The organism is Brenneria populi (genome assembly GCF_036016195.1).
In the GTDB taxonomy this organism is placed as follows: Bacteria; Pseudomonadota; Gammaproteobacteria; order Enterobacterales; family Enterobacteriaceae; genus Brenneria; species Brenneria populi.
Genome location: NZ_JAYWTM010000001.1, coordinates 215849 through 236875, shown reverse-complemented (window position 1 = coordinate 236875; position 21027 = coordinate 215849). Strand labels below are relative to the sequence as shown.

Below are 21027 nucleotides of genomic sequence, written 5' to 3'. Positions count from 1 at the left end.
GAAGCCGGATTTACGTCCGGCGCACAGTTTACCGTTATCGCTTAAAATTGACACCTGCGCGCGCCGAACCGGCGAACGCGGGCACTGAGACACGGCGGCGGAAGATTTCCGCAGTGAAGTGTAGGCAGCCTCGGAGGCTGCCCTTTCGGCGTTACTTAAACAGCTTTTGCACGAACGCCATATAAGCCGGACGCCACACGTCCATTTCATGGCCCAGATTCGCGTATTGGGTATAGCTGAAATGTACCCCTTTCTCCTCAAGACGCGTTTTAAGCCCGGCGATATCCTTGCCGGTAACATTGTCGTTTTCACCGATAACCACGGTAAAGTCGCGCAACTGCCGGTTGATCTGCTCCGGGCGCGCAAGCTGCGCCGTTACGGCGGCGTTCGGCACCGTTTCCGTCGTCACGCCGCTGAATGTCGCCAGCCAGCCAAAGTGATCCAGATGCGTCATGCCCGACACCAGCGCCTGATAGCCGCCCTGCGATAGCCCGGCCAGCGCCCGCCCCGCCGCATCCGAGCGTACGTTAAACCGCTTGCCGATTTCGGGAATGATGTCATGAATCAGCTCCCTGTCCGCCGCCAGCGCGTTACGCGGGTAGAACGCCTTGCGCCGCTCCTGCGGCGGATATTCTTCCGGGACGATGCCGGGAACGTCCGTTTCCGTGTCGGGGATGACGACCAGCATCGGCTCGATCTTTTTCTCCGCCAGCAGATTATCCATTATCTGCGGAATGCGGCCCTGCGCCACCGCCGACGCGCCGGTATCGCCAAAGCCGTGATAGAAGTAGAGCACCGGCAGCGGCTTAGAGGCTTCGCTATAGCCGGGCGGCGTCCAGACATACAGCTGTCGCTCCGATTGCAATGCGTTGGAGCGATACGTCAGCGTTCTTAACTCGCCGTGCGGAACCTGGCGCACGTCCAAAATACTCCCCGGCACCAGGATCAGGCTGGTATTCACCTGCCGCTGCGGCTTGGTAAACGCCGTGCCGGTATCAATGGTGCGAAAACCGTCCACGCTGAAAAAATATTCATACAGGTTAGGCGCCAGCGCCGGCGTTTTAAACGACCACACGCCTGACTCATCTTTCGTCATCGCATGGGACGCAATGCTCTCAGGCGTGGCGCCGGTGAATACGCTGACTTTTTTCGCCGTCGGCGCGAACAGGCGGAACGTGATGCTGTTATCGGCGTTAACCGCCGTGACGTATTGTTTAACCGGCACATTCATCGCCGGCGAGGTAGGAAAATCGGCGGGCAACGCGGCGGCGTTGATGGATATCGCCGCAAGAACTCCCGCGGCGATTAACGATAGGTATGTGTTTTTCATTTTTATCAGTCCGCTTTCATAGTAATAGGGAAAATCGCTTTACCGTCAGGCCAAAATCAGTAACGGCGCATACCTGATTGACCAAACATTCAGCATCTGAAAAGGGATGATGGACAAAGGACTTGCCATCGACCCCGGACCAGTCCATAATAGCGTCCATTCCAGATACTTGGATAAAAAATAGCTTTTTAATCATAAGGTTAGCTTGAAGGCCGTAGTTCATTAAAGCGTAACCTGTCCTGTACGACCGTAGCTCAGTTGGTTAGAGCACCACCTTGACATGGTGGGGGTCGGTGGTTCGAGTCCACTCGGTCGTACCAATCTATGTTTGTCCTCATCTAGTATTTCTAAATATCACATCAGATAAAACGCCGGGCGCTCCGGTTAGAGGCTGACGCCGCCATTAGCGTTATCGCGCCAACATACTCTTTCTTGCTGACTTCTTTATTATCCGGCTGTCCCCCTTCATAAAAAAACCTGACGACGGTTAATTGTTAATCAACCGTCGTCAGGTTACGTTCATATAATAGTTACGCCCTGTTTCCCTTAGAGGATGAAGGAAATTTCAATTTATTCAACATGATCAAAATATTTCTGTGATTAAGATCTCGACTATGCCCAACCATCCCGACGATGTCAGAATGGCTCTCAGCGAGTCGCCGGGAAGTTTCTCATTAATAGCCGGACGTTTGCCGGTATCTGCGTCCGGGCATCCGCCGCAGCGGCTTGTCCGAGGCGCGGCTATAGTTATTTACCGCCATAGGCCAGCGCCAGTTTGGCGTAAAAATCCTCCAGCGTGAAGCGTACATCCACCTGATTATAAACCCGAATCTGACGCGCGCCGGGCTGCGGGGCGTAGGTAAGATCGCCATTTAACTGCGGCGCATCGCGTAGCGTGTAGTGGTATTCGTGATCGTCCAATAACAGCGATACCGAGGGATTGTCTCCTAATACCCAAACTTCGCTCTTCGGCCAGGGAACATCTTTTATCACGTTTGAAATCATCTGATTGAACTCGATCAGCTGATTCCAGAGATATGCCCCCACCGGCCCCTGAGGCTTCACTTTCAGCGCCAGCTCGCTCAACGAGACCCGCACGGACATATAGACATTGTGCGGAACTTGCCATAGCGGCACCGGTGATTTGAACAACACATTGGCGCTTTCAGGGTCATTAAACATATTGTATTCCCACCCCCCTTTGGGATAGGGCATTCCGCCAATCCATACCACCGTCATTTTTTGCGCGATGCGAGGCTCCGCCAGCAAAGCGGCGGCGATATCCGTCACCGGCCCCATCACCAGCACAAACAGCGGAGTATTATCCTGCTTCATCGCTTCATTAATCAGCGCCTTCGCCCCTTCGCTTAACGCCGGAGGCGTCTCCCCTTTTTTGAGCGCATCCGCCGCGCCGCGATACACCGGCACGCTGGTTTTCCCCATGAGAGTCAGCAGATGCTTCAACTCCTGATAGCTATTTTCCATGCTGGCGCCGGAATCGCGTTTCATTAACGGCGCGCTGCGGGCATAGTGGGCGGCGATGACCCCCTTAACCTGAAAGGTCGGCGTCAGCAGCGCATGCGCCACCGCAAAATCATCATCCGCTTCGTTCTTGGCATCGCTGCTTATCATTACGCGAATCTGTTTATGCGCGGCGACATCAAACAGAGGCTGCGCGCTCACAATCGCCGGCGCTCCCAGAAGCATGATCCAAAATAGAGCCACTACGGCGTGTAATCGCGCTTTTATTGAACAGTGTTTATTCATTATTCAACCCTTACCTATAATGATATCCAGACATGCTTCTCTATTATTCAATGTCTGGATATTCGTACGAATATGCTGACAAACATTGCACTGCCAGAGACGAGAATAGCCTCACCCACGGCAGTTATATAAATAACCGTTCGTCACCACCAAACTTCCGCCTGCACCCCCACGGTAAACTGATCGCTTTTACTATCCGCAAACTGGAATTGGCTTATCTCGTTATCCAACGCCTTCAGATAAGTGCCATAGAAACGAATTTCAGGACGAGACGTCAGCATACTGGTATCCACTTTGATGGTATGAAACAGCGTGGTTTTATAACCGGACTCATGATATTCCGCGCCGCCCACTTTATTTTTCTGATCAAACCACCCCAATTCCACGCCGGTTTGATTATTATTTTCCCATATATAGGCAGGACGAATAACCGCGCGCACGCTTTCAAAGTCGGTATGGGCGCCGGTGTCATAACTGTAGATATCACTGCCGCGGGAATAGACCAGCGCATTAGCCATAATCACTTTCGGATGCAAATACATCTCGCCCTGAGAGATTAGGCGGAACGCTTTTCCATAGCTGTGCTCGCCATAATAGTCGTCGTTATAACCATAGGAAGGGTTGGCGTCGGAAATAAGCGCATAGCCGCTGGCGATGGAGTTATCCGCCCCTTGCAGGGTAAACTCATTAAAGCCGCCGTCAGCGAAATTCTGTCTTAAAATAACGCCGGTATGCCAGGCATCCTTCACGCTGTAATAACTGCCGTCATTTTCATTGCTGCGCGTGGTATCGTTATGATTCGCCATCGCATATCTGCCGAAAACTTCCAGCGTGGCTTTATCCCACAGCGGGAGTTCTTTATAGCGCAGGTCGACGGAGTTGGTATTAACCTGCTGCGTATTGTTCGACGTATCGTAATCCACCGCATGCGCGTTAAGATCCTGGCGCGTCAACGACACATTCAGCTTGCCGGGCCCGAGTTGCCAATTCTCAATACCCACGCCGGCCCCCGCGTTGGTGCGGTGGCTCTTCCAGTCCAGCATCTGAATTTCATAGACCGGCATGTTGTGTTTACCCACCCAGAAGTCGGCTTCCGGCGCGAATGGTAAAAAGCCTTTTGTGGTCAGATAGATATCTGAAAATGCCAGTACATTTTCCGAATCTTTGTCAAACCATCCGCTGCTGTATTGCAAACCGACATTACCATCCAGCATCACCACGGCCTTAGCCGTTTTTCCATTTTGATCATAGACTTTCTGCGACAATTCCAGATCGAACCAGGCGCCGTTTTCGTTGCCGAAGCGCCCCACCGAACCAATCGCGTAAGACTTCGGCGCGCCGCGCGTACCGGTCGCCCATCCCGAACGGAAATATCCTCGGTAGTTGAAGCCGATATCATCTTTGATAAATTTGCTGAGTTCATGCAGCGTCAGCGATTTTTGTTCCGTCGCGGCCGCCGTCTGCGGCGTTCCTGCCGGCTGAGTCTGAACCACTTCGGTGACAATACGCTCCTGCCCGGTCGGTTTTTCAATACTGCCGGCGGCTACCGCTGTCCGCCGGCTTTCGGCTATCGCCTTATATTCCCGCAGCTCTTTTTTGGTCGAGCGTAACTCTTGTTTATTCTCCGCCAACTCCTTTTCCAATAGGGCCAATCTTTCTTCTATGGTTAATGTTGCCGCTATCGCACTATTAGATAAAATTACCGAAGAGATTAATAATACAATCAGTTTCAGAGAGCAGTGTTTTTTACGCATAATGTTTTCCCGATAAAGTACGGAGTTAAAATAAAAAACAACCTACGATGCCGTCGACAGCATCTATGAACGATTTATAATAAAAATTTCCGTGCGCTAGCCGCACCTATGTAGTATCTGTGTTTTTTTATTTCCTAAATTGGTTACGAATAAAATAACTCGGCGTACAACTCCACGCGTGACAATAACTATTAATTTGTTTACTGCCATAAGGCGAAGCCTGAGGATTGTCCGGATCGAAGGCTTCCCAGAAGGTATCCGCTCCTGCTTTTATCATTCCTCCCCAATAGTTTTCGACTAATTCTTTAGCCTGCGTGGTTAATCCGCTTTGCACCAGCGCATCAACCATATGATGATATAAATAAGGCGTCAGCGGCCGAATTGCCTCAGGCGTCGCCATGACTTTCCGTAAAGAAATCGCGGTCTCTTTCTGCGGTAATACATTAGCCAATGCCATCCATATTTGCGACGCCCAGGATATTTGCCGGTTTCCGCCGCTAATAAATAGCTGTAATGTCGGATCGTAAAATACGTTTTTAGCCGCTGCGGTCATTTTGGTTATTTTATCAACGACGCCGTCCATATTCTCCGTCGGGGAAATCACCTTTGCCAGTTCAACCAAACGCCGACAGCTATAGATCAACAATCCCTGCATCGCGGTCTGTTTGTCCATTCCTTGCGTCGCCGCGGCCTGATCCTCCCCAGTGTTCCAGTCGATAAATACATAATCTTTTTCCGGAATAATAAATACGCCATCCGAATTCACATGCCGCAACAGCAGCTCAATTTGCTTTTTCGCTATCGGCCACAGTTCAACAACGGTGGTTTTATCCCGGCTGGCGTGGAAATAATCCAGCAAAACGCAGCCGAACAGCGCGGCATAATCAAGTAATACCACCTCGCCTATTCTCGGGACGGGCTTTTCATAAACACAGGCCGTCACATAGCCATCATCGCGTTGCAGGCCGGCAAACAGATACAGGCAGCGGCGCACCAAATCCGTATTGTTGAAACTGACATAGTTAGCCAAAGCCTGTAGGCGCAGATCGCCCAACCATAGGCGGCGATCCCGTTTCGGGCCATCTTCGAAAACCGTCTGCATGCATTCATGCAGCGTCCTGATACTGGCCTTATCGATATCCCGCCATAAAGGTCCGTCATACTGCGCCGGAAGGTGTTTATCCTCGCCGGCCGATGACACCGCCTGAACCCGGATATCATCAAATGTGACGCTAAAGTTGGATGAAGTCGCAATGACGTCAATTTTCACATAGCGAAAAGATTGCCGGCGGGCAATCCTTACCGGCGCGGGCAGAAAATCGACATTGACGATCTCTTCCGGCAGCCAGGCCGCGCTAATCCAGCCGTTATAAGGATAAAGAGGTTCCGCAACATCAGTGACCACTTCGCCAAAGGTCAAACGTAAACGCGCCGGGGAATCACAGGAAACGCCCTTCCAACCTAATAAAAACGTTAAGAACCCCGTATAGTGATCGCCGAAATCGACGATCACGCTGTCTCCCGTCTTAAAAGTACGCTGGGCTAACGCGTCGATGCCGCCGGTTTTCTGCATGACGTAACCCAGCATGTGGCTTTTGTCCGCTTTCGGCTCCACCACCGCCAGCGGCGGATAAGAGACTTCCGACAGCGTCGGCTTTAAGGATTCAGCCAGTTGCAGATAACGCTGCGCCGGCGTCAACGCGGCGTCGGCGCTGTTCGCCCGCGCAGGCGCTGCCGTTTTCGCCTGCGCTCCCGCTATCGGCAAGACTTTGATGCAGGAAGCGACCACGGCGGCCTTTATCAGTAACTCTCGTCTATTCATGTCAAGATCCGTTCAACAGGGATAACACCGATGGCCGACGCCTTAACGGCCCCGGCCGACGAAACGGCGCGCAGCACCTACTTCAGCGCACCGCCGTTGCTGTTGATCACATCGCGGTACCAGTAAAAACTTTTCTTACGCCGCCGCTCCAGCGTGCCGCACCCTTGATCATCGCGATCGACATAAATAAAGCCGTAGCGTTTCGACATTTCCGCTTTCGAGGCGCTGACCAGATCGATCGGTCCCCAACTGGTATAGCCCAGCACCTCGACGCCGTCCTCCAGCGCTTCCGCCACCTGGATCAGGTGGTCATTCAGGTACTGAATGCGATAGTCGTCATTGATGCCGCCGTCGCTTTCAATCCGGTCTTTGGCGCCCAGCCCGTTCTCCACGATAAACAGCGGTTTCTGATAACGGTCATACAGCACGTTCAGCAGGATGCGCAGCCCTTCGGGATCGATCTGCCAGCCCCACTCCGAACTCGCCAGATGGGGGTTCGGCACCATATTCAGGATATTGGCGCGCGCTTTCTGGTTAAGCTCTTCGTCGGTCGTCACGCAGCCGGTCATGTAATAGCTGAAGGAGATGAAGTCGACGGTTTCCCGTAGCGACTGCCGATCGTCATCCGTTATCTGCAATTCGATGGCGCGCTGTTTAAAGAAACGTTTCATATAGGCCGGGTAAGCGCCGCGCGCCTGGACGTCGCCAAAGAACATCCACTCCCGGTTCTGTTGCAAGGTTTCCAGCACATCGGCCGGTTTGCAGCTCAGCGGATAGAGCAATCCGCCCAGCAGCATGTTGCCGATCTTGGCATCGGGAATAATTTCATGGCAGGCCTTGACCGCTTTCGCGCTGGCGACCAGTTGGTGATGGATGGCCTGATAAATGGCCGCCTTGTCGCTGTTTTCCGGCAGACCGACGCCGGTAAAGGGCGCATGCAGCGACATATTGATTTCGTTAAACGTCAGCCAGTATTTAACCTTATGCTGAAAACGCTGGAACACCGTGCGCGCATAGCGTTCAAAAAAAGCGATTACCTGACGATTGCCCCAGCCGCCGTAGTTTTTCACCAGCCCGTACGGCATTTCATAATGCGATAACGTCACCAGCGGCTGAATGCGGTGTTTGGCCATTTCGTCAAACAGGCGATCGTAAAATGCCAGCCCGGCTTCGTTGGGCGTGTCCTCATCGCCCTGCGGAAAAATACGCGTCCAGGCGATCGAGGTGCGCAGGCACTTAAAGCCCATCTCCGCAAATAGCGCGATATCTTCCGGGTAGCGGTGATAAAAATCGATCGCCACATCTTTGATGCCGCTATCGCCCTCCGTCCTTTCCACTATTTCGCCAAACACGCCCTGCGGCTGCAAATCGGAGGTGGATAGCCCTTTACCGTCGGTTAAGTAAGCGCCCTCGGCCTGATTGGCCGCAATCGCGCCGCCCCATAAAAAACCGTCAGGAAAACGATGACTCATTTTTAATCTCCTTCCCAATTCGGGGGTTAAATGTTTTAAATCAGCGAACTAACGTTAACAACGGCGCCTGTTCCTCGACGAAGCCCGTCGCCACAGGCAACACATCGATATAATCCTCGCCGTTGGTGATGATGACCGGCGTGGTGGTGTCGTACCCCGCCGCCTCAATGGCCTGAAAATCGAACTCCACCAGCAGATCGCCGCGTTTTACCCTATCCCCGGCTTTAACATGGGCGATAAAATGCTGTCCGTTCAGCTTTACCGTATCAATGCCGACGTGAATCAATATTTCAGCGCCGTCGTCCGATGCCAGGCCAATCGCATGATTGGTTTTGAACAGCGAGGCAACCGTGCCATCGACCGGAGAAACCACTCGCCCGCTCTGCGGCTTGATGGCGATCCCTTTACCCAACAGACCGCTGGCGAAGGTCTGATCGCCGACCTGCTCCAATGGATAGCTCTCTCCGGCGATCGGGCTGCCGATAGCCAGCTGACGTACCGGCCCGGTGTTTTTCTGCTCGGCCGCAGCCGCCGGAATATCCTGCGCCGGCGCCGTTTTTATCCCGAACAGATAGCTGGCCAGCGCGGCGAACGCAAAGGCGACGGCCGTACCGATGATAGCGCCCCAGACGGAGTTATCCATTCCGGTCGCGGGGATCATTTGCGTAAAGGCGAAGATGCTGGGTAGACCGAAAGAGTATTGGGTGGCGCCGAAATAGCCGGCGATCGCGCCGCCCGCCGCGCCGCCGACGCAGCCGAAAATAAACGGACGACGCAAAGGCAGATTGACGCCGTAAATAGCCGGTTCAGTGATGCCGAAGATCCCCGCCGGAAACGCCGACCCGGCAATGCCTTTCAGCTTTGCATCGCGGGTGCGCAAGGATACGCCCAGCGCCGAACCGGCCTGCGCCAACACCGCCGGCGTCAATACCGCGATCAGGGTGTCATGCCCCAATGCGCTGAAGTTGTTGATCATCAGCGGGACGAATCCCCAATGCAGCCCGAACATAACGAAAATCTGCCACAGGCCGCCCATAAAACCGCCGGCAATGGTCTGGTTGGCGCCATAGATCATCTGATAGCCATGCGCCAGCTGATAACTCAGCCAGGTGGTTACCGGACCGATAGCTAAAAACGTCAGCGGCACGGTAATTAATAAACACAGTGCCGGCGTAAGGAAGTTACGGATATTGGCGTGCAGGAAGGCGTTCAGCGGTTTTTCCAGTTTACAGGAAACCCATGAGGCGAAAATAATCGGAATAACCGATGACGCATAGTTAATAAACGTAATTGGGATGCCGAAAAAATATAAACGCTGATAATCCGCCGCCGACATGGCGTTAAATTCGGCAATCATGGTCGGATGCACCAACGCGCCGCCAATCGCCATGGTGACGAAAGTATTGCCGCCGAATTTTTTACCTGCGGTATAACCAAGAATAATCGGAAAAAAATAAAATAGCGCATCGCTGGCGGAAAATAACAGCTTGTAGACTCCGCTACTTTCCACTAGCCAGCCACAGGCCAGGCTTAACGCTAAAAAACCCTTTAATATACCGGAAGCCGCCATAACGCCCATTAGCGGGGTGAAAATACCGGCGATAATATCGATAAAGCGCGAGAATATATTCTCTTTAGCGCCGTTCTCCTGATTTCCCGAACCGGAATTGGATGACTCGCCAATACCAGACACCTCGAGGAAATCCTGATAAACCTCGCCGACATGATTGCCTACGACAATCTGAAACTGACCGCCACTTTCCAGCACCATGATAATTTCAGGATTATCTTTAAGCGCTGAAATATTTGCTTTTTTGCTGTCCTTTAATTTAAAACGCAGCCGCGTAGCGCAGTGTATTACGCTATTTATATTACCGCGGCCGCCAACATTTTCAAGTATCTCACTGGCTAATGTCTTGTATTTCATCGCCTATCCTTAATGCCCAGTAACTACAGTGTTAAATCAGGACGTTACGCACATCCAACGCTGTTTTTGGAACAAAAAAAAACCCAAACTGTTTTTTCCATCACCCGGTGATGAAAAAACGGTTTAGGTTTTGCCTGTAAGGCTGATACACAGCCGTACAGTTACAATCCTGACTATCTAAAATAGTGCCGATGGATAAATTCTATTCCCCGCTGGAACATCTAATCAAGCGGCATATTTCTATTTATCGCCGTTATGTGATGAACAGCAAACTTTCACTCTTTCCCTTCCTTATTTTTCTCCAACAGCTCCGTTCTTACCCGCTCAATATGAATAGTCAGAAACATCAGTTCCTCTTTCGTTAAACAATACTGATACTGTTGTTCTATATGCATCTGTATCTTTTCCGCGCAGAGATAAGCAAGCCGGTACTTTTCCTTAACCACATCATGTAATGATTCATCATCGCTGTATACCGTATTTTTACCGATCAGCCGCTGAGCAAAAAATTTAAGGTGGGTGACAAACCGGTGATAGCTAAATGCCTGCTCATCATAATCCAGGTTTAATTGATACTTAACAATATTCAGAATCTCCTGCATGATCTTAGTTATATGAATAACCTCGGGCATTTCGCTGTCAAGCTGCGCATTAACTAAATGCAAAGCGATAAAACCGGCCTCATCTTCCGGCAGACGAACGTTCAACCGCTGTTCCAGGATATCCAGCGCTTCCAAACCCACGCTAAATTCTTTTGGATAGAGCCGCTTGATCTCCCACAATAATACATTGCGAATGTCCACACCCTGTTTGTGGCGTTCGATGGCGAAATGGCAGTGATCCGTCAGTGAAATATAGATACTGTTTTGCAGCTTGCCGGGCAGGCGCGACTTCGCCAGCAGGATGATTTTATCGGCCGTGGTGATCACCTCCAGCGGGATCTCGGAGAGCAGCTCGCGTAACCGCGATGTCAATTCACCGCTTTTCAGCACAAACACGCGTTCAATCAGCGACTCATCCAAGGCGTCGCCGATATGCTTTTTAAAGCCCAGTCCCCGCCCCATGACAACCGACTCGTTATTGTTTTCGTCAATGATGGTCACGACGTTGTTGTTGAGTATCTTGGCTATCTTCATCAGTTCATACCCTGAAAACGAAAAAACCAGACACCCGCCGCAACAACGGATATCTGGTTTTGCCTGCTCGCGCAGTAACAATCCTTAATGACGGATAAATTATCCACTTATCACCGTCTTCTCAACCTATACTGGATAGAAACGTGATACCGATCGTGAGAAAACATGTTGTTTACATTTCCTTTTCTTTTCCGCGGAAAAAGGTGATTAAAATCACACTATCATTTGCCCCGCTACGCACTTTAGCATTGCTAGCATGCCGCTTTCCACGTTGTCGCACAACAAGCCGCGGTAAAAACGATGAATCATGATTTTTTGCGGCGCTGTCCCTCTTTTGCCGCTTGACTCCGCCTAATCCCTTTGGGGCCGGCATAAGCGCCGTTCAAAAACGCTTTCGGCGTTTTTCCCCTGCGACTCGCATTATTTATGAGGATATACCGTAATTAACGGCGGCATACATATGTTCGCTGATACGCCGTATGCACTGTTATTTTTCCATCGCCGATATAGTGATCTGCCTTATCATGCGATAATTAAATTATAAAATCATTATGAAAAAGGTTATTGACTAATGGAGAGAAAATAATCACTGCGACTAACTAAATTTTATTACCCTCACACTTGCGTATAAACCGGAATAATGAAATCATGATCTAACATTGCTAAATATCGGTCGTATTTCTCAGCACTAACCAGCGGGAGATTATTTTTGTTCAGGCAGGAAGCATTAGAAAATAAAAAATTAAAATGGCAAGGAAGAGCTATTTTACTTTCAGGCATCCCACCTTGGCTAGTTATGATGACTTGCGCCCTCTTTATCGTAATATTTATCATTTTCATCACCCAGGGCGCCTATACGCGCCGAGTTAACGTCGGCGGCGAAATATCGACCTGGCCGCGTACGGTCAGCATTGACTCCGGCGTACAGGGGTTTGTAGTAAAACAGTTTGTGTCCGAAGGTCAGATAATAAAAAAAGGGGACGCCATTTATCAGATTGATGTCAGTAAGAGCACCGTTGACGGTGTAGTGAGCGATAATCAAAGACAAGATATCGAAAGCCAACTAATGCGCATCGACAATATCATCTCACGGCTGGAGCAAAGCAAGCAAACCACCCTGGAGACGCTGGAAAAACAAAAAACACAATATATCAATGCATTTAAACACTCATCTGAGATCGTCCGTGAATCAGAGGAAGGGATAAAAAAACTCAAACAGTATATGGACAGCTATCAGCAATACCAGGCGAAGGGATTAATTAATAAAGACCAATTGAGCAGCCAGATAGCGCTGTATTATCAGCAGCAAAATGATTTATTGACGCTTAGCGGCCAAAATGAACAGAACGCGTTACAAATTACCAGCCTGGAAAGCCAGATTCAGACAGAAGCGGCGGAGTTCGATAACCGGATATACCAAATGGAACTTCAGCGCTACGATCTGAAAAAAGAGCTGGTAAATACCAATATGGGCGGAGAAATCATTATTCGCGCCGCATCGGAAGGGAAAATAGATTCATTAAGCGTAACCGTCGGGCAGATGGTCAATCCTGGCGACAGTCTATTGCAAATAATACCGAGCAATATAAAAAGCTACTATTTAGTTATTTGGGTGCCCAATGACGCGGTGCCTTATGTCGCCGCTGGGGACCGCGTTAATGTGCGTTATGAGGCGTTCCCCGCCGAGAAATTCGGCCAGTTTGCCGCAACGGTCGCGATGGTATCGAAAACGCCGGCGGCGCCACAGGAGATGCAAACCTACCCGGGCGCGCCCAAAAGCACTCAAACGGCGTCCATTCCCTACTATAAAGTCATTGTTAAACCGGAAAAACAGACTATCCGCTATGACGGCAAATCCATGCCCCTTGAGAATGGAATGAAGGCGGAGATCACCCTCTTTCTGGAAAAAAGAAAAATTTATCAGTGGATGCTTTCGCCATTCTACGATATGAAACAGAGCGCCGCGGGGCCGATAAATGAATAGAGCATTATTTAAATCTATCCTCGGCAAACTGGATTTAAAGCTGCGCCGTCGAATTCCGCTGGTGCATCAAACCGAAGCATCGGAATGCGGACTGGCCTGTCTGGCGATGATCTGCGGATATTATGGCAAGAACATCGACCTGATAGCGCTGAGGCAGCGCTTCAACCTCTCCGCGCGCGGCGCCACCCTAGAGGGAATAAACGATATCGCCGTCCAACTGGACATGTCCACCCGGGCGCTATCGCTGGATCTTGATGATATCAGCGCGTTGAAAACACCCTGCATTCTGCACTGGGATTTTAATCACTTTGTGGTGCTGGTAAGCGCCGGGCGTCGCCGCTTTGTACTCCACGACCCGGCGCGCGGCCGCCGCACGATCGGACTGGCTGAAATGTCGCAGTATTTTACCGGCGTGGCGCTCGAGGTTTGGCCAAGCAGTCAATTCACCGCGGAAACGGTGAAAAACAGGGTTCGTCTGGGAACGCTGATCCGCAGCGTCTATGGCATTAAGGGAGCGCTGGCAAAGATTTTTTGCCTTTCGGTGGTGATTGAAACCATCAATCTGGTGGTGCCGATAGGCACGCAGCTGGTCATGGATCACGCTATTCCGGCGGGCGATAACGGCTTACTGACGCTGATATGCGCCGGTCTGCTGTTTTTTATTCTGCTACGCACCGCGGTGAGCACGATGCGTTCCTGGTCGTCGATGATTATGGAGACGCTGATCAATGTGCAGTGGCAGGCTGGGCTATTCAACCATCTGCTGCATCTGCCGCTAAGCTATTTCGAACGGCGTAAACTCGGCGATATTCAATCCCGTTTCGATTCATTGGACAAGCTGCGCAAGACCTTTACCACCAGCCTGGTGGGAGCGATCATGGATGGCATTATGGTGGCGTGCGTGCTGGTGATGATGGCGCTGTACGGCGGCCGCCTGACCCTGGTGGTGCTGGGATTTAGCGCGGTGTACGTCCTCATTCGCCTGTTTACTTACGATCGCTATCGCCAACTGTCGGAGGAGTCGCTGATTAGAAGCGCGCGGGCCGGTTCGTTTTTTATGGAAACCTTGTATGGCATAGCCACCGTCAAAATGCAGGGAATGAGCAGCCGACGAAGCAGCCACTGGCTGAATCTGGAAATCGACACCATCAACACCGGAATTAAGGTGACTAAAATGAACCTGCTTTTTGGCGGCCTCAATACCTTTATTTCCTCCTGCGACCAGGTAATGATTCTGTGGCTGGGAACCAGCCTGGTCATTGATAATCAGATGACCATCGGCATGTTCGTGGCGTTTGGCGTATTCAGGGAGCAGTTTTCCGAGAGATTGGCGTCATTGACCAATTTCCTGCTCGAGTTACGAATGATGAGTCTGCACAACGAACGCATCGCCGATATCGCCCTGCATAAGCGTGAAGCGCAAAAGATGGATATCCGCTATAAAGCCGAAATGCGGCCGATCTCGCTGGAAACCCGTAATCTGAGTTATCGCTACGACAGCCAATCCAAAGCGGTATTCAGCGAGCTAAGTATTCGTATCGCCCCCGGCGAAAGCGTGGCGATAACCGGCCCGTCCGGGGCGGGGAAAACGACGCTGATGAAGGTACTATGCGGCCTGTTCGCAGCGGAGTCCGGCTGCGTTATGGTCGACGGCGTGGATATACGGCGACTCGGGGTCAACAACTATCATAAAATGATCGGCTGCGTGATGCAGGACGATCGGCTATTTTCCGGCTCTATAATGGAAAATATCTGCGGATTTACGGAAGATATCGACGCCGAGTGGATGATGGAATGCGCCAAAGCCAGCTACATTCACGACACAATCATGGAAATGCCGATGGGCTATGAAACGCTGATAGGCGAACTGGGCGAAGGACTCTCCGGAGGGCAAAAGCAGCGTATTTTTATTGCCCGGGCGCTGTATCGAAAACCGGGCTTGCTGTTTATGGATGAGGCGACCAGCGCGCTGGATAACGAAAGCGAGAACTATGTCAGTCAGGCAATTAAACAGCTAAATATTACACGCGTTATTATTGCACACCGGGAGTCGACGATTAACTCCGCAGACAGAGCGATCGCTCTACAGGCAGCGCAGATATAGATGAATAGGGATGGATTTTTATCCTTTTTAAGATAGCCATCGAAATACCGACCGATTAATTAGAAGGTTAAGTATTAACTTTTTTATTTTTTTTGCCAGTGATACTGGACAGCGGATATTATCTAAAAACAGCATCATTCCATAAAAATATATTTATTATAAAACAACCCGACATATCCGTTATTTTCTTGCTTTGCTTGCAAATATGTTCTATACATAAATTAATGATTATTAATAAACGGAGAATGATAGAAAATGAAAAAAAATACCATGCGTGAACTAAGCGCTAAAGAAATGAAAGCTGTTTCTGGCAGCGCTGGCGTTAAGGGGAATGTTAAGTTTAATATTAAGTTCTATCTTGGTAAAAGACCTGGTCCTGGCTGAGGTCGATAAATAATCATTCACGATCGGCGCTACCCATAAATGCACACGCTGTCAGGGTGATTAATTTATAAGCTGTTTCAGCAATAAACTCCTATTTGCTTATCACAAGCAAATGGATAAATGATATCTGAAGCTATAAATAATAGTTCCATCATATATAGCTAATATTAATCAGAAGGAAATTAGAGGATGAAAAAGAAAAATAATCTGCGTGAACTGAATCTGAAAGAAATGAAAGCGATTTCCGGCGGGATCGGCGTTAGATGGAATACAGTCAAAGGGGCCCACGGCGGTTATGTTCAATTCTTTATGGGTTCACGGCCTGGTAAAGGTTGATAATCAACCTATTCATAATGCTAAGGCATATATCCAAAATAATTCGAGTCGCAGGACAAAAACGGCGAAGCGTTTTTGATCGCCGCTTACGGCTGCCCCTGCGGGGCGAGCGCCATGGATGGGGTATGAGTAACAAAGCCAGGGCGCCTGCGGCTTGAAGTATGAAGAGGATAATGCGTGCATAAACAAACCGCCCTTTACTGCGATCTTCACTAACCGTCTAAGGGCGGTTTTATTTTTATATCGGTCAAAATACCCGTGAAAGCTCCCTGCCCCGGTTATCAGCATCGATTTCCCGTTTAACTTAATCTTTTTAACCCGCGTATGCGCTTGTAAACATCAACCGAATACGGCGGGCTGTATCTCATCGATGCGCTAAACTCAACATGCTTTTTCACCCGCAAAATGTTTTTAACCACACGGGTATCGCCATCGCCAAAGTCGCGCAAAACGCCTCTTACGTTTCTTTCTTCGCATCCCCTGATTTCGAAACGTGATACCGGTCGTGAGAAAACATTTTGTTTACATCTCCTTTTCTTTCCCGCGAAAAAAAAGTGATTAAGATCACACTATCCAACCTCCCGCGGCGAACTTTAGCGCGTTTAACGTGCGATTTCTCCGCGCCGTTGCGCAACAAACCTCGGTAAAATCGACAAATCGTGACTTTTTTTGCGTAAACCGGCTAAAATATGCGCTTTGGGGCCCTCAACCACCTTGTTTCTCATCGGCTAACCACTATAATACGGAACGTTGTTTCAATTGAATGGTTTCAGCTAATTAACGTGCCACTATCATTAAAATCATTACTCAAGGCATCGCTTACCTTTATCTCGTCACGCCAACGCGATAATCGGTTACGTAGTTCATCATCTATACTTATCTCTTTCAGGCCGTACCCAAATAAATTCTCTCCGGAGGTTCATCCTCTCGCAACCTTCGGTTCAATCGTTTTTTATCCATCACAACTTGTAGAAGCTATCCTATGAAAAAGACAAAAATTGTTTGTACCATCGGGCCTAAGACAGAATCAGAAGAAATGCTGGGCAGCATGCTGGACGCCGGCATGAACGTGATGCGCCTGAACTTCTCGCATGGGGATTACGCCGAACACGGTCAACGCATCAAAAACCTGCGCGCGGTGCTGGCGAAAACCGGTAAGAAAGCGGCCATCCTGCTCGATACCAAAGGGCCGGAAATCCGTACCATGAAGCTGGAAAACGGTTCCGACGTTTCCCTGAGCGCCGGCCAAACCTTCACTTTCACCACCGACCAGAGCGTCGTCGGCAACAAAGATCGCGTTGCGGTTACCTATGCGGGCTTCACGGAAGACCTGAGCGTCGGCAATACCGTGCTGGTCGATGATGGATTAATCGGCATGGAAGTCACGGCGATCAACGGCAACGAAGTTGTCTGTAAGGTATTGAATAACGGCGATCTGGGCGAAAACAAAGGCGTTAACCTGCCGGGCGTATCCATTCAGTTGCCGGCGCTGGCGGAAAAAGACAAACGCGACCTGATTTTTGGCTGCGAACAAGGCGTGGACTTTGTTGCCGCATCCTTTATCCGTAAACGTTCCGACGTTGAGGAAATCCGCGCGCACCTGAAACAGCACGGCGGCGAAAACATTCAGATCATTTCCAAAATCGAAAACCAGGAAGGTCTAAACAACTTCGACGAAATTCTGGAAGCCTCCGACGGCATCATGGTTGCTCGCGGCGACCTGGGCGTTGAAATTCCGGTTGAAGAAGTGATCTTCGCGCAGAAAATGATGATCGAAAAATGCAATCTGGCGCGTAAAGTGGTTATCACCGCCACGCAGATGCTCGACTCCATGATCAAAAACCCGCGTCCTACCCGCGCGGAAGCCGGCGACGTAGCTAACGCCATCATCGACGGCACCGACGCGGTTATGCTGTCCGGCGAAAGCGCCAAAGGGAAATATCCGCTGGAAGCGGTAACGATTATGGCGACCATCTGCCAACGTACCGACACCGTCATGAAGTCTCGTCTGGATACCATCAAACCGCTGGGCAAACTGCGCATCACTGAAGCCGTGTGCCGCGGCGCGGTTGAAACCGCGGAAAAACTGGACGCGCCGTTAATCGTAGTAGCCACCAGCGGCGGCAAATCCGCGAAATCCATCCGTAAATACTTCCCCAACGCGCGTATTCTGGCGCTGACCACCAATGAATTGACCGCCCGCCAGCTGCTGCTGACGAAAGGCGTCGATCCCCTGCTGGTAAAAGAGATCGCCTCTACCGATGACTTCTATCGCATCGGTAAAGAAGCGGCGTTAAACAGCGGCCACGCGCAAGCCGGCGATGTCGTGGTCATGGTTTCCGGCGCGCTGGTGCCAAGCGGCACCACCAACACCGCATCCGTACACCGTCTCTAACCGCGGTTGCTGCTTCATATATTAAAAAAGCGCCTTTCGAGGCGCTTTTTTATATTCTGCCGTTATCATGGCGAAATGAACACGCCTATTCGATACCGATTTTAATACCCAAAAGCTAGGACTTTTCTGATGAAAACGGCGCTGTTTTCTTTGCTTTTTTCACCATATTGAAAAACCCGCTGCTTCTTTGAGCTAACGATCAAAATTAAGCATGTTCTCATCAAAAATTTATTCTCATTAGAAAAAAGTTTGTGTAATACTTGTCACGCTACATGGAGATTAACTCAATCTAGAGGGTATTAATAATGAATCGTACTAAACTGGTGCTGGGCGCGGTAATCCTGGGTTCTACTCTGCTGGCCGGTTGTTCCAGCAATGCTAAAATCGATCAACTGTCTTCTGACGTTCAGACTCTGAACGCTAAAGTTGATCAACTGAGCAACGACGTGAACGCAATCCGCTCCGACGTACAGGCTGCTAAAGACGACGCAGCTCGTGCTAACCAGCGTCTGGACAACCAAGTTCGCACTTACAAAAAGTAATCGAACTGGTTAAGTAATAAAAATGGCGCAGAATATGCGCCATTTTTTTATCCTCGTTTTTCCGTATTCCATTCGTTTCGTTCATCCCTGCGGAAAAAACCGGCGACGCCCCCGCGCGGCCGGATTGATTTCCGTTACTCAGACGTACCGATCGCGGTAATGGGCGCCGCCCGCGGCATCTCACGGCCATCAGAGACCGGCTGCAACGCCTCCTGGTAGCTATTGATATCCTGACCCACATTAACCAACACCGGCATGCCGGAACGGCGCACAATGGCGTCTGCGACGGCTTTGGCGTCCGTATCCGCGTTGCCAATAAATGCCTTGGTCTTTTTATTGATGCCGATCGGCATGGTTTGCGGGTCATCCCGTTCCGTTTTCGACAACGGCTGATGCACCTCGACATAACGTTTGCCGTCAGGCTCTACCGACGTCTTAATCGCATCATTAACGATTTGCACCCGCGTACCGACAGGGACGGTATTAAACAGCGCTTCGATGTCATCAGGCCGTAACCGGATGCAGCCGGAGCTGACGCGCATGCCGATACCGAAATTCGCATTGGTGCCGTGGAGCAGATATACGCCGCCGTGCGCCGCCAAACGCAGAGCGAAGAGCCCCATCGGGTTATCAGGCCCGGCAGGCACCACCGCCGGCAGCACAACGCCCTGCTCTTCCAGATAGTGCTTACGGATATTCGCGGTTGGCGTCCAGGTCGGGTTCGCTCGCTTCTCGGAGACGGAAGTCACCATCAGCGGCGTTTTGCGCCCCAGTTGACCAATGCCTATGGGATAGACGATAACGGTGTTTTTCCCCTTCGGATAGTAATAAAGCCGCAGCTCCGCCAGGTTAACCACAATGCCCTCGCGCGGGGTGTCCGGCAGCAGCATTTGAGTCGGGATGGTTAACGTTGAACCGGCTTTCGGCAGATAGGGATCGGTTCCCGGATTGGCTTCCAGCATCCCTAATAAGCCGATTTTAAAATCAGCGGCAATAGCTTCTAACGGGCGGCCGTCATCGGGGACGGTATAGGCGATGTTTTCGCCGATAAGACGGCTATTTGGCGGCGGTAGCGGGTATTCCGTGGCGCTGGCCGCGCCGCTCGCCGCCAGATAGGTCGCGAATGCCATTCCAAGTAACGTTAACGCACGTTTCATACTAGATTCCCTACTCACTGATGATACCCAATAGATTTCACCGCCGGCTGAAAGGCGGAGGGCGGGATAATCCCGCACGCGTAGAGACATCAGGCGACCGGGATCGACAAAGTCCTCCAACGCACTTGCAGCCTGAAAGATAACGGGTATACGTCGGTTTAAAAAACGATGCCTGGTTCTCTTTTGAACAACCAGTCGCATGCTCCGGCTATATTAGCATTGTTGTAACAAAATGATATTTTATTTAAAAATCAATCCATTGATATGCATTTCTTTACAAATGCCAGCCCAGAATAAAATTTAGCGGGGAATAAATATACGGGACTAATTCTGAAAGATCGGAATGTTAATTTATTTATACCTGCGACTTTCAATGGCTTAAGCCGGAAAAGATAAAAAGCGACGGCAGGCCATGCGGGGGAATGTGGTCGCCGGCGTTGCGGCTCGGCGATTTGAAACGCCCGCTGACCATCGCGGGCATTGAAGATAGGGCTAGGATAGCTGCGCCGCCTTGGCACGAATGGCCCGCAGCATCGCCTCCAGCCCCTGTGAGCGGGATGGCGTCAGGTGCTGGCTCAGCGCCAGATCCTGAAAAAAGGGGCGGACATCCAGTTCGACGATCGCCTGCGCGCTCAATCCCTGATAGAGACTGAACACCACGGCAATCAACCCCTTCACGATGGCGGCGTCGCTGTCGCCATGCAGGGTTACAGCGCCTTGCTCGTCGCGCTGCATCACAATCCACACCTGGCTCTGGCAGCCCGAAATCAAATTTTCGGTCTGGCGCCACGCTTCGGGCAGCGGCGCCAAACGCGCGCCCAGCTCAATGATATAAAGATACTTCTCTTCCCAATTATGGCAACGTGAAAAGTTACGTATTAATTTCTGCGGATCCGGCAGACTTGCCATTTTTACCT

At 50.7% G+C, this 21027-nt stretch carries 16 protein-coding genes and 1 tRNA gene; 7 read left to right on the top strand and 10 right to left on the bottom strand.

Annotated features, from left to right (window positions below):
• Window positions 1-151: 151 nt before the first annotated feature.
• Complete coding sequence (locus VSX58_RS01090) at window positions 152-1330, bottom strand: alpha/beta hydrolase (RefSeq protein ID WP_327616414.1); 1179 nt, start codon at window positions 1328-1330, stop codon at window positions 152-154.
• Window positions 1331-1346: 16 nt separating this feature from the next.
• Entirely contained in the window at window positions 1347-1553 is a 207-nt protein-coding gene (locus VSX58_RS01085; protein WP_327616413.1) for a hypothetical protein, read from the bottom strand.
• Between the two features lie 20 nt (window positions 1554-1573).
• Between VSX58_RS01085 and VSX58_RS01080 the strand changes: the two genes are divergently transcribed.
• A tRNA-Val gene (locus VSX58_RS01080) sits at window positions 1574-1650 on the top strand.
• A gap of 427 nt (window positions 1651-2077) precedes the next feature.
• Here the strand turns inward: VSX58_RS01080 and VSX58_RS01075 are convergent.
• The 6 genes from VSX58_RS01075 to licT form a co-directional block, all read right to left on the bottom strand.
• Window positions 2078-2962 carry a nucleoside hydrolase gene (locus tag VSX58_RS01075; protein WP_407654845.1) on the bottom strand — a complete coding sequence of 295 codons (885 nt, stop codon included), beginning with the start codon at window positions 2960-2962 and terminating at the stop codon, window positions 2078-2080.
• Between the two features lie 278 nt (window positions 2963-3240).
• The gene (locus tag VSX58_RS01070; RefSeq protein ID WP_327616411.1) at window positions 3241-4851 is read right to left on the bottom strand and encodes a carbohydrate porin; all 1611 of its coding nucleotides are present in this window, start codon (window positions 4849-4851) and stop codon (window positions 3241-3243) included.
• 127 nt (window positions 4852-4978) lie between these two features.
• Window positions 4979-6673 carry an alpha-L-rhamnosidase-related protein gene (locus tag VSX58_RS01065; protein WP_327616410.1) on the bottom strand — a complete coding sequence of 565 codons (1695 nt, stop codon included), beginning with the start codon at window positions 6671-6673 and terminating at the stop codon, window positions 4979-4981.
• A 77-nt stretch (window positions 6674-6750) separates the two neighbouring features.
• Complete coding sequence (gene ascB / locus VSX58_RS01060; protein WP_327616409.1) at window positions 6751-8145, bottom strand: 6-phospho-beta-glucosidase; 1395 nt, start codon at window positions 8143-8145, stop codon at window positions 6751-6753.
• A 40-nt stretch (window positions 8146-8185) separates the two neighbouring features.
• The gene (gene bglF, locus VSX58_RS01055; protein WP_327616408.1) at window positions 8186-10072 is read right to left on the bottom strand and encodes a PTS beta-glucoside transporter subunit IIABC; all 1887 of its coding nucleotides are present in this window, start codon (window positions 10070-10072) and stop codon (window positions 8186-8188) included.
• Window positions 10073-10347: 275 nt separating this feature from the next.
• Window positions 10348-11208, bottom strand: coding sequence for a BglG family transcription antiterminator LicT (gene licT, locus VSX58_RS01050; RefSeq protein WP_327616407.1), 861 nt, complete (start codon window positions 11206-11208; stop codon window positions 10348-10350).
• A gap of 709 nt (window positions 11209-11917) precedes the next feature.
• Between licT and VSX58_RS01045 the strand changes: the two genes are divergently transcribed.
• From VSX58_RS01045 to VSX58_RS01020, 6 genes are all read left to right on the top strand, one after another.
• On the top strand, window positions 11918-13192 hold the full coding sequence (locus VSX58_RS01045) for an HlyD family secretion protein (protein ID WP_327616406.1): 1275 nt from the start codon (window positions 11918-11920) through the stop codon (window positions 13190-13192).
• Window positions 13185-15296, top strand: coding sequence for a peptidase domain-containing ABC transporter (locus VSX58_RS01040; protein WP_327616405.1), 2112 nt, complete (start codon window positions 13185-13187; stop codon window positions 15294-15296). The genes VSX58_RS01045 and VSX58_RS01040 overlap by 8 nt, the downstream gene beginning before the upstream one ends.
• A 255-nt stretch (window positions 15297-15551) precedes the next feature.
• A complete protein-coding gene (locus tag VSX58_RS01035) occupies window positions 15552-15680 on the top strand; it encodes a hypothetical protein (protein ID WP_327614462.1) in 129 nt (42 codons plus the stop codon).
• Window positions 15681-15869: 189 nt separating this feature from the next.
• A complete protein-coding gene (locus tag VSX58_RS01030) occupies window positions 15870-16016 on the top strand; it encodes a hypothetical protein (RefSeq protein ID WP_327616404.1) in 147 nt (48 codons plus the stop codon).
• A gap of 982 nt (window positions 16017-16998) precedes the next feature.
• Window positions 16999-18411: a pyruvate kinase PykF gene (pykF, locus tag VSX58_RS01025; protein WP_327616403.1), complete on the top strand. Its 1413-nt coding sequence runs from the start codon at window positions 16999-17001 to the stop codon at window positions 18409-18411.
• A gap of 305 nt (window positions 18412-18716) precedes the next feature.
• Entirely contained in the window at window positions 18717-18953 is a 237-nt protein-coding gene (locus tag VSX58_RS01020) for a major outer membrane lipoprotein (protein ID WP_005970385.1), read from the top strand.
• A gap of 134 nt (window positions 18954-19087) precedes the next feature.
• On the opposite strand, the gene VSX58_RS01015 is transcribed toward VSX58_RS01020, so the two are convergent.
• Complete coding sequence (locus VSX58_RS01015; RefSeq protein ID WP_327616402.1) at window positions 19088-20110, bottom strand: L,D-transpeptidase family protein; 1023 nt, start codon at window positions 20108-20110, stop codon at window positions 19088-19090.
• Window positions 20111-20602: 492 nt separating this feature from the next.
• Complete coding sequence (gene sufE, locus VSX58_RS01010; protein ID WP_327616401.1) at window positions 20603-21019, bottom strand: cysteine desulfuration protein SufE; 417 nt, start codon at window positions 21017-21019, stop codon at window positions 20603-20605.
• Window positions 21020-21027: the final 8 nt, after the last annotated feature.